This window comes from Nocardioides sp. Z35_8, assembly GCF_059621125.1.
On record NZ_JCAQIE010000001.1, the window covers coordinates 1,843,464 to 1,856,277 of the forward strand.

Here is a 12,814-nt window from a genome sequence, read left to right on the forward strand (position 1 = left end):
CGATGATGGGGCGATGACCGCCGCACCCCGCACGCCCGGCACCGTCGCGGTCCCCGGCGCCGTCCTGTCGTTCGACGTCGTCGGCGACCTCGCCGACGCCACCCCCGACACCCCGCCCCTGGTGCTGGCCGGGTCGCCGATGGACAGCACGGGGTTCGGCAGCCTCGCGTCCCGGCTCGACGGTCGGGTCCTCGTGCTCACCGATCCGCGCAACACCGGACGGAGCACCCCCGACGACGCCACGGCGGCGGTGACGCCCCAGCAGCACGCCGAGGACCTGCACGCGCTCGTCGCCGCGCTCGGGGTGGGGCAGGTGGACGTGTTCGCCAGCTCCGGCGCGGCGGTCAACCTCCTCCACCTGCTCGCCGCGCACCCCGACGACGTACGCATCCTGGTGGCCCACGAGCCGCCGATGGCCGGGCTGCTGCCCGACGCCGACGCGATCGCCCGGGCCTGCGACGACATGGTGGCGACCTACGACGCCTCGGGCCAGGGGCCGGCGATGGCGCGGTTCATCGGGCTGGTGACGCACCGCGGCGAGGTCACCGGCGACGAGCCGGCGCCGGACCCGGCGATGTTCGGCCTGCCGACCGAGGACGACGGCTCACGCGACGACCCGCTGATGGCCAACGTGCGTGGTGGAGCAGTCATCTCGGTGCCGGACCTCGACGCCGTGCGCGCCGCGCCGACCCGCGTGGTCGTCGGCGTGGGGGAGGAGTCCGGCGGTCCCGACGACGGCGAGATCGCGGGACGGGCCGCCCACGCCGTCGCGCGAGCGCTCGGGCAGGAGCCGGTGATGTTCCCCGGCGGGCACAACGGCTTCCTCGGTGGCGAGTTCGGCCAGACCGGCGCCCCGGACGAGTTCGCCGCGCGGTTGCGCGAGGTGCTCGCTACCAGGTGAGCTCGATCTCGACCTCGTTGTCCTCGCCGAGCTCGACCTCGACCTTGAGCTTGACCTCGTCGGGCACCGAGACGGTGACCTTGCCGCCGTCGCGCAGGAACTCGACGGAGTTGTGCTTGGCCAGCGAGTCGGCGAGCGCGTGCAGCCGGGTGGCCGCCTCCTCGCGGGTCATGGTGCGGGTCTCGTCCATCTCGAAGAGGTCCATGGCGGTGAACCTATCGGGTGGCTACAACCCGAGCATCCGCCCGATGATCTCCTTCTGGATCTCGGTCGTGCCGCCGTAGATCGTCTGGATCCGCGAGTCCGTGTAGGCCTTGGAGATGGGGTACTCGTCCATGTAGCCGTAGCCGCCGTGCAGCTGCACCCCGGCGTCGACGACGCGCTTCTGCAGCTCGGTGGTCCACCACTTCGCCATCGACGCGAGCGCGGTGTCCACCTCGCCGGCGTTGAGCCGCAGCACGCAGTCGTTGATGAAGACCCGCGCGATGTGCGCCTCGGTGGCCATCTCGGCGAGCACGAAGCGGTTGTGCTGGAACTTCCCGATGGGCTTGCCGAACGCCTCGCGCTCCTTGGCGTAGGCCAGGCACAGGTCGAGCACGTGCTCGACCGCGGCGACGGCGATGCAGCCGATCGAGACGCGCTCCTGGGGCAGGTTCTCCATCAGCGAGACGAACCCCGTTCCCTCCGCGCCGAGCAGGTTGGCCTTGGGCACGCGGACGTCGGCGAAGGACAGCTCCGCGGTGTCCTGGGCGTGCAGCCCCATCTTGGCCAGGTTGCGTCCGCGCTCGAAGCCCTCCATGCCGCGCTCGACGACCAGCAGCGAGATGCCCTGGTGGCCGGCGTCGGGGTCGGTGCGGCAGACCACCACGACGAGGTCGGCCAGGATGCCGTTGGAGATGAACGTCTTCGACCCGTTGAGGACGTAGTGGTCACCGGCGTCGACCGCGGTCGTGCGGATGCCCTGGAGGTCGGACCCGGCGCCCGGCTCGGTCATCGCGATGGCGGTGACGAGGTCGCCGGAGACACAGCCCGGGAGCCACCGCCGCTTCTGCTCCTCGGTCCCCAGCGACGAGATGTAGGGGACGATGATGTCGGTGTGCACCGCGAAGCCGGGCCCGGTGGCGCCGGCGCGCGCGGCCTCCTCGGCGAGCACCATGTTGTAGCGGAAGTCCTTGATGCCCGGCCCGCCGTAGGCCTCGTCGACGTCGAAGCAGAGCAGGCCGCGCTCCCCGGCCCGGCGCCACACCTCGCGGTCGACGATGCCGGCCTCCTCCCACGCGGTGTGGTGCGGCACCACCTCCTTGTCGAAGAAGGCGCGCGCGACGGCGCGGAAGTCCTCGTGCTCCTGCTCGAGGATGGTGGGGCGCTCAGGCATGTGTTCCTCTCGGTGAGGGTGCGGGCCGTTCGGCTCAGGACACCCATTCCTTCACCTGCGCCACGGTGGCGGCAGGGTCCTCGCTGACGGGCGTGATGTTGAGGTCGGTGACGCCGGCCTCGCGGAACGCCTCGATCCGCTCCTTGACGTACGACGCCGGGCCGACGAGGTTGGCGGCCTCGAGCCACTCGGTCGGCACCAGCGCCTCGGCCTCCCGCTTCTTGCCGGAGAGGTAGAGCTCCTGGATCTGCTCGGCCTCCCGCTCGTAGCCGTAGGCGCGCGCGACGTCGTTGTAGAAGTTCTTGCCCTTGGCGCCCATGCCGCCGACGTAGAGCGCGAAGATCGGGCGCGCGAAGTCGAGGAGCGAGGTGGTGTCGGGACCCTCGCCGATGGAGACCATGCCCCCGGCCATCACCTGCAGCGGGCCCAGGCCGGGCTGGCGCTTCGCGGCGCCCGCCGCCAGGGCGTCGCCCCACACGCGGTGCGCCTTCTCGGGGTGGAAGAGGTGGGGGATCCAGCCGTCGGCGATCGCGGCGGTCTGCTCGACGTTCTTCGGGCCCAGCGCGGCGATCCAGATCGGGACGGTGTCGCGCTCGGGACGGTTGAGCAGCTTGAGCGGCTTGCCGAGGCCGGTGACGGCGCCGTGCTCCTTGTCGAGCGGCAGGTGGAACTCCCCGGCGGCCGACAGCGGCTCGCGCCTCAGGCCGCTGCGGATGATCTCGACGACCTCGGCGGTGCGCGCCATCGGCCGGCTGTAGGGCACGCCGTGGAAGCCCTCGACCACCTGCGGACCGCTCACGCCGAGGCCCAGGATCGCCCGACCCTGGCTGACGTTGTCGAGCCCGGCGGCGGTCTGGAGCAGGGCGCCGGGCGTGCGGGAGTAGATGTTGAGGATGCCCGAGCCGATCCGGACGGTCTCCGTCTTCGCGGCCAGGTAGCCCATCAGCGTGGGGGAGTCGAAGCCGTAGGCCTCCGCGACCCACACGCTGTCGAGGCCGGCCCGCTCGAGCGCGACGACCTCGTCGGCCGCCGTGCGGGGGTTGCCGTCGTACATCAGCAGGGAGGCGAGGCGCATGCAGCAATCGTGACAGTGCCGCTGTCACGATGGCAAGGGTCGCCGCGTGGTGCTCAGCGGCCCAGGTCGGGCACCACCTCGGCACCGGGGAGGCCGGCGAGCGCGGGCCCGGGCACCAGCAGCTTGGAGCGGCGTACGCCGCTGCCGATCACCACGACCGGCTCGGCGAGCAGCGCCTCGTGCACCAGCACGCGCCACCCGGACGGGAGCCCGACCGGGGTGATGCCGCCGCGCTCCATGCCGGTCTCGGCCACCGCGCGCTCCATGGGGAGGAACGACGCCTTGCGCACGTCGAGCATCCGGCGCACGAGCGTGTTGACGTCGGCCCGCGTGTCGGCACGCACCACGCACGCCGCGACCCGCTCCTCGCCGGCCCGCGAGCCCGCCACGACGACGCAGTTGCCGCTGGCGGTCATCGCGATGCCGTAGGCCTCGCTCATCGCGGCGGTGTCGGCGAGATCGGGGGCGATCTCGACGACCGCCACGTCGGCGGCGCCCGGCCACGAGGCGAGCGCCGCGGCGACGGGCGGCGCGAGCAGCTCGGGGTGCTCGGTGGCCGGCAGGGACGTCAGGGAGGGGAGGCTGGGGAGCGTCACGGGGTCATCATCCGCCATTCATCCCAACGCCATCTCGGCACCACCGCCGGGTCGCCCGCGGCGGGCACGGTGGTGCCGTGACGGTGACTCGCGAGGCCCCCCGGGCCAGGACGGTCTCGACCTCGTCGTTGGTCGCGACCCCTGCCGTGGTTGCGCACCGCGGCGCCAGCGGGCACCGTCCCGAGCACACGCTCGGCGCCTATCGCACGGCCATCCGGATGGGCGTCGACGACATCGAGATCGACCTCGTCGCCACCCGCGACGGGGTGCTCGTGGCGCGCCACGACCTGGACCTGGGGGCGACCACCGACGTGGCCGACCACCCCCGGCTGGCGCACCTGCGCCGCACCCGCAGCATCGACGGGGTCGACCAGCGGGCCTGGTTCGTCCAGGACCTCACGCTGGCCGAGGTCACGACGCTCGCCGCCCGTGAGCGGATGCCCGCCACCCGCCCGGCCAGCGCGGCGTACGACGGGACGGAGGGGGTGCCGAGCCTCACCGAGGTGCTGGCGATGGCCGGTGCGGAGTCGGCCAGGCGGGGTCGGCCCGTCGGGCTGATGCTCGAGCTCAAGCACGCCGCCCACCACGACGCGGCGGGGCTGCCGCTCGAGGTGCCGCTCCTGCGCGGCCTCGCCCGGCACGGCCTCGACGACCCCTGGGCGCGGGTGACGCTGATGTCCTTCGAGTCGCCCGTCCTGCGACGCCTGACCCGCCTGACCCGGCTCCCGTTGGTGCAGCTGCTGGCGCCGGGGCACCTGCCGCCGCCGGAGGAGCTCGACAAGATCGACGAGTACGCCGACGGAGTCGGCGCGCACACCTCCCTGGTGCTCCCGCGCGACGGCGGGGGAGCGATCGGCGCGCCGTCCACGCTCGTGCGCGATGCCCACCGGCGCGGGCTGACGGTCCACGCGTGGACCGTGCGCGCGGAGAACCGCTTCCTGCCCACCAACCTCCGCCGCGGTCATGCCCGCGACGCACCCGGTGACATGGCAGCCGAGGTGCGGGCGGTGCTCGCTGCCGGGGTCGACGGCGTGATCACCGACCACCCCCAGGAGGCGCTGGCCGTGGTGCGGGAGGTGCAAGGCAACGCCTCGCACCGGCGTACGCTCGCCCCGTGACCCACGCCGGCGCCCCCTCGACCCCGCTCCTCGAGCGCATCCGCGCATCGGTGATCGGCGACGACCAGGTGATGCACGGCCCCTACGGACCCCGGCGCGTCACCTACGCCGACTACACCGCGTCGGGTCGCAGCCTGAGCTTCATCGAGGACTTCATCCGCACCGAGGTGCTGCCGGCCTACGCCAACACCCACACCGAGGCGAGCGGCACCGGCCTCCAGACGACCCGGCTGCGCGAGGACGCGCGGCGGATCATCCGCGACGCCGTCGGTGGCGACGAGGAGACGGTCGTCGTCTTCTGCGGGTCCGGCAGCACCGCGGCCATCGACAAGATGATCGGCATCCTCGGCCTCCGCGTGCCCTCCACCCTCGAGGACCGCTACGCCCTCAGCGACGCGATCCCCGCAGACGAGCGCCCGGTGGTCTTCCTCGGCCCGTTCGAGCACCACTCCAACGAGGTGAGCTGGCGCGAGACCATCGCCGACGTCGTCACCATCCACGAGGACGCCGACGGCCGGGTCTCGCTCGACCACCTCCGCGAGGAGCTCGAGCGTCACGCCGACCGGCCGCTCAAGATCGGCTCGTTCTCGGCGGCCTCCAACGTGACGGGCATCGTCACCGACACCGAGGGCGTCGCCGACCTGCTGCACGAGCACGGCGCGCTGAGCTTCTGGGACTTCGCCGCGTGCGCGCCCTACGTCGACATCGAGATGTACGGGCCGGGCAGCTCGCACAAGGACGCGATCTTCCTCAGCCCGCACAAGTTCATCGGCGGCCCCGGCACCCCCGGGGTCCTCGTCGTGCGGCGCGAGCTCATGGCCAACCGGGTGCCGGTGGTGCCCGGCGGCGGCACGGTGATGTACGTCAACACCTCCGAGCACCGCTACCTCGACGACCCGGCGCACCGGGAGGAGGGCGGCACCCCGGCGATCGTGGAGTCCATCCGCGCCGGCCTGGTCTTCCAGCTCAAGCAGGCCGTCGGGGTGGAGACGATCCAGCAGCACGAGGAGGAGCTGCTCGGGCGCGCAGTGGAGGCGTGGGTCGCCGAGCCGACCATCCAGATCCTCGGCAACCTGGACTCCCAGCGGCTCTCGATCGTCTCCTTCGTCATCAAGGCGCCCGACGGCGCCTACCTGCACCACAACTTCGTCGTCGCGCTCCTCAACGACCTGTTCGGCATCCAGACGCGCGGCGGCTGCTCGTGCGCCGGCCCCTACGGGCACCGCCTGCTCGACATCGACCTCGACCGCAGCCACCGCTTCGAGGCCCAGATCGCCGGCGGGTGCGAGGGCATCAAGCCGGGCTGGGTGCGGGTCAACTTCAACTACTTCCTCGACGAGGAGGTCTTCACCTACGTCGTGGAGGCGGTGCGGCTCGTCGCCCGCGAGGGCTGGCGGCTGCTCGGCGACTACCGGTTCGACCCCCTCACCGGCCTGTGGCACCACCGCACCGGCCCGGTCGAGCCGCCGCTGCGCCTGACCGACGTGACCTACGGCCCCGACGGCACGATGACCTGGCCGACGCACCCGCAGACGGCCCCCGTCTCGGTGCTCCGTGAGCACCTCGACGAGGGCCGCGCGATCATGGCCGCCGCGTCGCCGCCCGACTGGTCCGACACCGCCCACCTCGACGAGGACTTCGACGCCCTCAGGTGGTTCGCGCTGCCCGCCTGCTCCCTGGGCTAGGCATCACGGCTGGGAGCGCGCCGGCCCTCGCCCGGTGGGCCAGACGGTGGCGGCGAGCCCGGCGGCGCCGGCCACGAGCCACGGCATCGGCATCAGCCAGCGCAGCTGGTGGGTCTCCACCACGTCGCCCTGCAGGAGCGCCCACACCACCACCATGCCGGCGAAGGCGACGCCCATCACGAGCTGGCCGACGTTGACCGGGTGCAGGCCCGTCGCGCGGGCGGGTGCGTCGAGAGGGCCGGTCATCGGCTCGTCGTACGCCGTCGGCCAGGCGTCCGGCCCGGCGGTGGCGTCCACCGGGGCGCCGGTGTCGTAGGAGAACGCGTCGAGTCCCGCGGGGCGGAGCTCGTCGTTCCGGTGGTCGTTCTGGTTCTCGTTGTCGCTCATGGCAGTGCTCCTCAGGCCGCTTCGCGGACGACGACCTCGCCGCCGACCAGGTCGATGGTGATGGACATGTCGGGGACGCCGTCGCCGCCGTCGACGAAGCCCTCCTGGCTGATGGCGAAGCCCCCGCTGCGCTGGCCGAAGACCACGGCGCTGCCACCGACCACCTCGGCCCGGACGTCGACGTCCATCCCCTCGGGCACGATCACGTCGACCTGCCCGCCGACCGCGTCGATCGCGACGTCGCGGCCGTCGAGCCCGTCGACGTCGGAGACCCCGGAGAGGTCGAGCGTGAACCGGCCGCCCCCGAAGTCGTACGTGTCCTCGACGCCCGCGGCGGTGGTCGGGGCGAGGTAGCGGTTCTCGTCACCGATGGTGCTGTTGACGGTCGTCACGGCGGTGGTGATCGCCGCCACCAGGCCCAGCAGGATCAGGCCTCCGGCGCGACCCCAGAACGAGCCGAGCACCAGCATCACGGCGGTGATGCCGAGCGCCAGCGCCGGGTAGGCGCTGTCCGCGACCGTCACGCCGGCGACGTCGACCACGCCGAGGACGCCCTCGGCCAGCGCGATCAACGCAAGGGTGAACCAGAACAGGATCGGCCCGCGCCGGCGCGGGGTGCGCGGCTCCGGTCGCGGCGTGCGGGCGTAGGACGTCCACGCCGGGTCGGTGGGGGGTGCCCAGGCAGGCTCCGGCGGGGGAGCGTAGGCCGTGGGCTCCATGGGCCCCGCGTACGTGGTGCCGGCGCGTGGGGGCGGTGACCCCGGCTGCTTGCGGTGCAGGAACCACACCACGAGGGCGGCGACGATCGCCAGCGGCCACGGGAACCAGAAGGCGCCGGCCCAGTCGCTGAGCGCGGCGACCAGGGCGAGCACGCCGGCGGCGCCGAGGGCGATCGTCCGGTTGCGCTCGTCGAGGCCCAGCGGCTCGTCGGCGGTGCCCTCCTCGGGCACCAGGAGCCAGGCCGCGACGTAGACGATGAGTCCGGCGCCGCCGAAGAAGGCCCCCACCGCCAGCGCCACGCGCACGATGATCGGGTCGATGTCGAGGTGGCGGGCGATGCCGCCGGCCACGCCCGCGACGTACCGGTCGGTGACGCTGCGCCGGAGCCGGCCGAGATCCTTCATCTCGTCGCGGGTGACGCGAGGGCCCGACGGGGGAGGGGTGGCCTGGGCGGGCTGCTCGGCGGAGGGGTTGACGTCGTCCATGGCTCCACTCTCCCCGCGTGCGCCGCCCGCCACCATCGGGGACAGCCCTGATCCGTGCGGTGGTTCCCGGGGTGGGGGTCAGGGTCGGCTCGGGGTCGAACCTCATGGTCGCGGCCCTGCGCGCCTGCGACGATGGAGCCACGATGAGCCATCCCCCGCCCCCCGCCCGCCCGGCCGCCCGCCCGTCCCGTCCGTCCCACCCGGACGAGCCGCGCCGCGCCTACCGCGACCTCTCCGCACCCCTGGTGGGCGGGGTGGCCTCGGGCCTGGCGCGCCACCTCGGGCTGCCGGTGCTCTGGGTGCGGGGGTTCTTCGTCGCGACCGCGTTCCTCGGCGGCTTCGGACTCATCCTCTACGCCGGCCTGTGGGTGTTCCTGCCCGCCGGTCAGCACTTCGAGGTCGGCGCTCCCGGCCTGGAGAGCGCGACCCGCACCGGCAAGCGTCCCGGGCGCCGCTCGCTGCTGCGCGACGCCGGGCCCGCGGTCGCGCTCGGCGCCCTCTTCCTCGGCGTGGTGCTCGGCGTCGAGGCCCTGTTCGGCCAGGGGGCCCTGTTCTGGCCGGTGGTCCTCGCGATCGCCGGCGTCGGACTGCTCTGGCGCCAGGCCGACGAGGCGCAGCGCGAGCGCTGGATGGACTCCTCCGGCCGCATCGACCCGTTCCGGGCGATCTTCGGCAACGGCGGCTGGGCCGCCTACGGCCGCATCGCGGCCGGGCTGGGACTCATCGTCACCGCGCTCGTCGTCTTCGCCCTCGCCGGCCGCGCGACGATCGCGGTCCCCGTCGTGGTCGCGGGGCTGCTGGGGCTGCTCGGCCTGGCCATCGTGGTCGGCCCGTGGGTCCTGCGCCTGGTCAACGACCTCGGCGCCGAGCGGGCCGAGCGGGTGCGCACCCAGGAGCGCGCCGACATGGCCGCGCACCTGCACGACTCGGTGCTCCAGACCCTCGCGCTCATCCAGAAGAACGCCCACGACGCCACCACCGTCGCCCGGCTCGCCCGCTCGCAGGAGCGCGACCTGCGCCAGTGGCTCTTCGAGGCCGACACCCCCGACACCACCACGCTCGCCGGTGCACTCAAGGAGATGGCCGCCGACGTCGAGTCGCAGCACCCCGTCGTCGTCGACGTCGTCACCGTCGGCGACTGCGACCTCGACGAGTCGCTGCGCCCCGTCGTCCTCGCGGCCCGCGAGGCCGTGGTCAACGCCGCCAAGCACGCCGGAACCCAGCGTGCCGACGTCTACGCCGAGACCACCCCGGGAGCCGTCGACGTGTTCGTGCGCGACCGCGGCGCCGGCTTCGACCCTGGCGCCGTCGCCGCCGACCGCCACGGCGTCCGCAGCAGCATCGTGGACCGGTTGGCGCGCCACGGCGGCAGCGCGGACGTACGCTCGGCACCCGGTGAGGGGACCGAGGTGCGCCTGCACATGCCGCGCGCTCCCCACCGGCACGACCGCCCGCACGACCGCCCGCACGACAGCCCGCCCGACCGCGAGGAGACCCGATGAACCAGGCCAGCCCAGAGCGTCCCGTGCGCGTCGTCCTCGTCGACGACCATGCGATGTTCCGCGCCGGGGTGCGTGCCGAGCTCGCCGCGAGCGGTGCGGGGCTGGTCGAGGTCGTCGGCGAGGCGGCCGACGCCGACGCCGCGGTCGCCGTGGTGCGCGAGCTGCAGCCGCAGGTGGTGCTGCTCGACGTGCACCTGCCCGGCGGTGGCGGCGTCGAGGTGATGCGGCGCCATCCGGCGCCCGACACCCTCTACCTGGCGCTCTCGGTCTCCGACGCCGCCGAGGACGTCATCGGCACCATCCGCGGGGGTGCGCGCGGCTACGTCACCAAGACGATCACGGGCCCCGAGCTCGTCGACGCCATCCTGCGCGTCGCGGGCGGCGACGCGGTGTTCTCCCCGCGGCTGGCCGGGTTCGTGCTCGACGCGTTCGCCGGCTCCATCGACGTCGCCGCCGTCGACGAGGACCTCGACCGCCTCACCGAGCGCGAGCGTGAGGTGATGCGCCTGATCGCCCGCGGCTACGCCTACAAGGAGGTCGCCAAGGAGCTCTTCATCTCGGTCAAGACGGTCGAGACCCACATGTCGTCGGTGCTGCGCAAGCTCCAGCTGTCGAGTCGCCACGAGCTGACCAAGTGGGCCTCCGACCGCCGCCTGCTCTGAGCGGCACCGCGCCCGTCCGGGTGGGCGGCGATTGACAAAGCCCTCGCCGAGGCGCTGGGGTCGGGGAATGGCAGACACTGCGTCCCCCGCGACCGTCGCCGACGACGACGGCGGGCTCAAGCGGTCGATCACCGGTCGCCTCCTGTTCTTCTACGTCCTCGGAGACGTGCTGGGCTCCGGCATCTACGTCCTCATCGGCTCCGTCGCCGGCGAGGTGGGCGGAGCCTTCTGGGCCGCCTTCGCCGTCGGTGTGACGGTCGCCGGCTTCACCGGCCTGGCCTACGCCGAGCTCGCCACGAAGTACCCCCAGGCGGCCGGCGCCTCGCTCTACGTCAACAAGGCGTTCGGCAAGAAACCGCTGACGTTCCTCACCACGGTGACCTACCTGTCGGCCACCTTCGCCGCCGCCGGGTCGCTCGCGGCCGGCTTCTCGCAGTACGTCGCCGAGGTCTGGGACGCGCCGCCCGCCCTGCTGGTGATGATCGCCTTCATCCTGCTGCTCGCGCTGCTCAACTTCATCGGCATCACCGAGTCGGTGGTCGCCAACATGCTGATGACCTTCGTCGAGATCATCGGCCTGGTCATCGTGGTCGTCATCGCCATCATCTACATCGGGCAGGGCAAGGCCGACTTCTCCGCGCTCGGCGACTTCTCGACCGGCGACAACGTCATCTTCGCGATCGTCGCCGGTGTCGCCCTGTCGTTCTTCGCGATGACCGGCTTCGAGAACGTCGCCAACGTCGCCGAGGAGACCGTTGACCCCAGCAAGAACTTCCCGATCGCCCTGATCGGCGGCATGGCCACCGCCGGCGTGATCTACGTGCTGGTGTCGATGTCGGCGGCCCTCACGGTCCCGATCGACACCCTCGCCGAGTCCGACGCCGCCCTCCTCGAGGTCGTCAAGGCCGGCATCCTGCCGCTGTCGGTCACCGCCATGACGCTGATCTTCGCGATCATCGCGATGGTCGCCATCACCAACACCACGCTCGTCCAGGTCGTCACCCAGTCGCGCATCCTCTACGGCATGGCCCGCGAGGACGTCGTGCCCGCCGCGTTCGGCAAGATCCACAGCTCGCGCCGCAGCCCCTACGTCGCCCTGGTCTTCAGCGCCGCCGTCGTCATCGGCCTGGTGGTCGCCGGCGACGTGCTGGGCCGCATCGGCCTCGACGTCGACATCGTGAGCCGGCTGGCCTCGGTGACGGTGGCGCTCCTGCTGGCGGTCTACGCCGGCGTCATCGTGTCCTGCTTCAAGCTGCGCGGCCAGGACGAGTCCGACGACACGTTCCGCGCCCCGAGCGTCCTGCTCGTGCTGGGACTCATCGGCAACATCGTGCTGCTCGGCTACGTGGTCGTCACCGACCCGTCCTCGTTGATCTGGTGCGCGGCCCTCGTCGGCCTCGGCGGGATCCTCTACGTTGTGGAGAAGGTGTTCGGGTCCCGCAACCCCGACTCCGCCGACACCGGCGCCGTGAAGGGAGCCTGACATGCACGTCATCGTCGCCACCGACGGCTCGCGCCAATCCCTGGCCGCAGCCAAGCACCTCAAGTCCTTCGCCGACCCCGCGAAGATCACCGACATCTCGGTGATCGCGGTGCTGCGACCGCTCGCCTCGGTGGCCTTCGCCGACGACGTGTCCGAGCGCGGGTTCGACGGCTCCTTCCGCGACGCCGCGCAGAACGCGGTCGACGCCATCGCCGCCGTCTTCGACGGCTGGGGGCCGAAGGTCCACAAGCGCATCCGCAGCGGCTCGGCGGCCAACGAGATCATCAAGGCGGCCAAGCAGTACGACGCGGGGCTGGTCGTGGTGGCGGCCGGTGGACGGGGCCTCAGCGACAGCGTCCTGGTCGGCAGCACCGCTCAACGCGTCCAGCACTACGCGCCGTGCCCCGTGCTCGTCGTGCGGCCCGCCCCCAGACCCCGGAGGCGCAAGAGCGATCGGTAGGGTGCGCCGCATGGAGACCCTGCGCCTGGTGCTGCTGTTCGCCCACATCCTCGGCTACGCCGCGCTGCTCGGCGGGCTCCTCGTCCAGCTGCGCAGCGACACCACGACGGTCAACCCGCTGATGCGCGACGGCGCGGGCCTGGCGTTCGTCGCCGGCCTGCTGCTGGTCGGCGTGCTGGAGCAGGTGGCCTCGCCCGACCACGCCAAGATCGCCGTGAAGTTCGGCATCGGCCTGGTCATCCTGGTGCTGGTGATGGTCAACATGCGCAAGCCGAGCATCCCGCAGGGCCTCTACCTGGGCCTGCTCGCCCTGACGGTCGTCAACATCGGTGTGGCCGTCTTCTGGGCCCCCACCCACGCCTGAT

At 72.6% G+C, this 12,814-nt stretch carries 14 protein-coding genes; 8 read left to right on the plus strand and 6 right to left on the minus strand.

The window, feature by feature from the left end; genetic code table 11:
- Positions 1-13: 13 nt before the first annotated feature.
- On the plus strand, positions 14-901 hold the full coding sequence (locus AC54T2_RS08900) for an alpha/beta fold hydrolase (RefSeq protein ID WP_496665993.1): 888 nt from the start codon (positions 14-16) through the stop codon (positions 899-901).
- Here AC54T2_RS08900 and AC54T2_RS08905 read toward each other — a convergent pair.
- From AC54T2_RS08905 to AC54T2_RS08920, 4 genes are read right to left on the minus strand one after another with little or no spacing between them, the layout of a single operon-like run.
- Positions 891-1,106: an amphi-Trp domain-containing protein gene (locus tag AC54T2_RS08905; protein ID WP_186341301.1), complete on the minus strand. Its 216-nt coding sequence runs from the start codon at positions 1,104-1,106 to the stop codon at positions 891-893. The genes AC54T2_RS08900 and AC54T2_RS08905 overlap by 11 nt on opposite strands.
- 21 nt (positions 1,107-1,127) lie before the next feature.
- The gene (locus AC54T2_RS08910) at positions 1,128-2,276 is read right to left on the minus strand and encodes an acyl-CoA dehydrogenase family protein (RefSeq protein ID WP_496665994.1); all 1,149 of its coding nucleotides are present in this window, start codon (positions 2,274-2,276) and stop codon (positions 1,128-1,130) included.
- A gap of 34 nt (positions 2,277-2,310) precedes the next feature.
- Complete coding sequence (locus AC54T2_RS08915) at positions 2,311-3,351, minus strand: LLM class F420-dependent oxidoreductase (protein WP_496665995.1); 1,041 nt, start codon at positions 3,349-3,351, stop codon at positions 2,311-2,313.
- Between the two features lie 53 nt (positions 3,352-3,404).
- Positions 3,405-3,947: a YbaK/EbsC family protein gene (locus tag AC54T2_RS08920; protein ID WP_496665996.1), complete on the minus strand. Its 543-nt coding sequence runs from the start codon at positions 3,945-3,947 to the stop codon at positions 3,405-3,407.
- A 77-nt stretch (positions 3,948-4,024) separates the two neighbouring features.
- Between AC54T2_RS08920 and AC54T2_RS08925 the strand changes: the two genes are divergently transcribed.
- Together AC54T2_RS08925 and AC54T2_RS08930 are read left to right on the plus strand one after the other, a co-directional pair.
- Entirely contained in the window at positions 4,025-5,065 is a 1,041-nt protein-coding gene (locus AC54T2_RS08925; protein WP_496665997.1) for a glycerophosphodiester phosphodiesterase family protein, read from the plus strand.
- Positions 5,062-6,750, plus strand: coding sequence for an aminotransferase class V-fold PLP-dependent enzyme (locus tag AC54T2_RS08930; RefSeq protein WP_496665998.1), 1,689 nt, complete (start codon positions 5,062-5,064; stop codon positions 6,748-6,750). The genes AC54T2_RS08925 and AC54T2_RS08930 overlap by 4 nt, the downstream gene beginning before the upstream one ends.
- A gap of 3 nt (positions 6,751-6,753) precedes the next feature.
- Here the strand turns inward: AC54T2_RS08930 and AC54T2_RS08935 are convergent, their stop codons facing one another.
- Positions 6,754-7,137 (minus strand): hypothetical protein, encoded by a 384-nt coding sequence (locus AC54T2_RS08935; protein WP_186341305.1) that lies wholly within the window; start codon positions 7,135-7,137, stop codon positions 6,754-6,756.
- An 11-nt stretch (positions 7,138-7,148) separates the two neighbouring features.
- Complete coding sequence (locus AC54T2_RS08940) at positions 7,149-8,342, minus strand: PspC domain-containing protein (RefSeq protein ID WP_496665999.1); 1,194 nt, start codon at positions 8,340-8,342, stop codon at positions 7,149-7,151.
- A gap of 143 nt (positions 8,343-8,485) precedes the next feature.
- Between AC54T2_RS08940 and AC54T2_RS08945 the strand changes: the two genes are divergently transcribed.
- The 5 genes from AC54T2_RS08945 to AC54T2_RS08965 all read left to right on the plus strand — a co-directional run bounded on the left by AC54T2_RS08945 (position 8,486) and on the right by AC54T2_RS08965 (position 12,813).
- Positions 8,486-9,844, plus strand: a complete 1,359-nt coding sequence (locus AC54T2_RS08945; protein ID WP_489975906.1) for a PspC domain-containing protein — start codon at positions 8,486-8,488, stop codon at positions 9,842-9,844.
- Positions 9,841-10,506: a LuxR C-terminal-related transcriptional regulator gene (locus AC54T2_RS08950; protein ID WP_186341308.1), complete on the plus strand. Its 666-nt coding sequence runs from the start codon at positions 9,841-9,843 to the stop codon at positions 10,504-10,506. The genes AC54T2_RS08945 and AC54T2_RS08950 overlap by 4 nt, the downstream gene beginning before the upstream one ends.
- Before the next feature lie 67 nt (positions 10,507-10,573).
- On the plus strand, positions 10,574-11,989 hold the full coding sequence (locus AC54T2_RS08955; protein ID WP_496666000.1) for an APC family permease: 1,416 nt from the start codon (positions 10,574-10,576) through the stop codon (positions 11,987-11,989).
- Between the two features lies 1 nt (position 11,990).
- A complete protein-coding gene (locus AC54T2_RS08960) occupies positions 11,991-12,449 on the plus strand; it encodes a universal stress protein (protein WP_496666001.1) in 459 nt (152 codons plus the stop codon).
- A 10-nt stretch (positions 12,450-12,459) separates the two neighbouring features.
- Positions 12,460-12,813 (plus strand): hypothetical protein, encoded by a 354-nt coding sequence (locus AC54T2_RS08965; protein WP_496666002.1) that lies wholly within the window; start codon positions 12,460-12,462, stop codon positions 12,811-12,813.
- Position 12,814 lies beyond the last annotated feature (1 nt).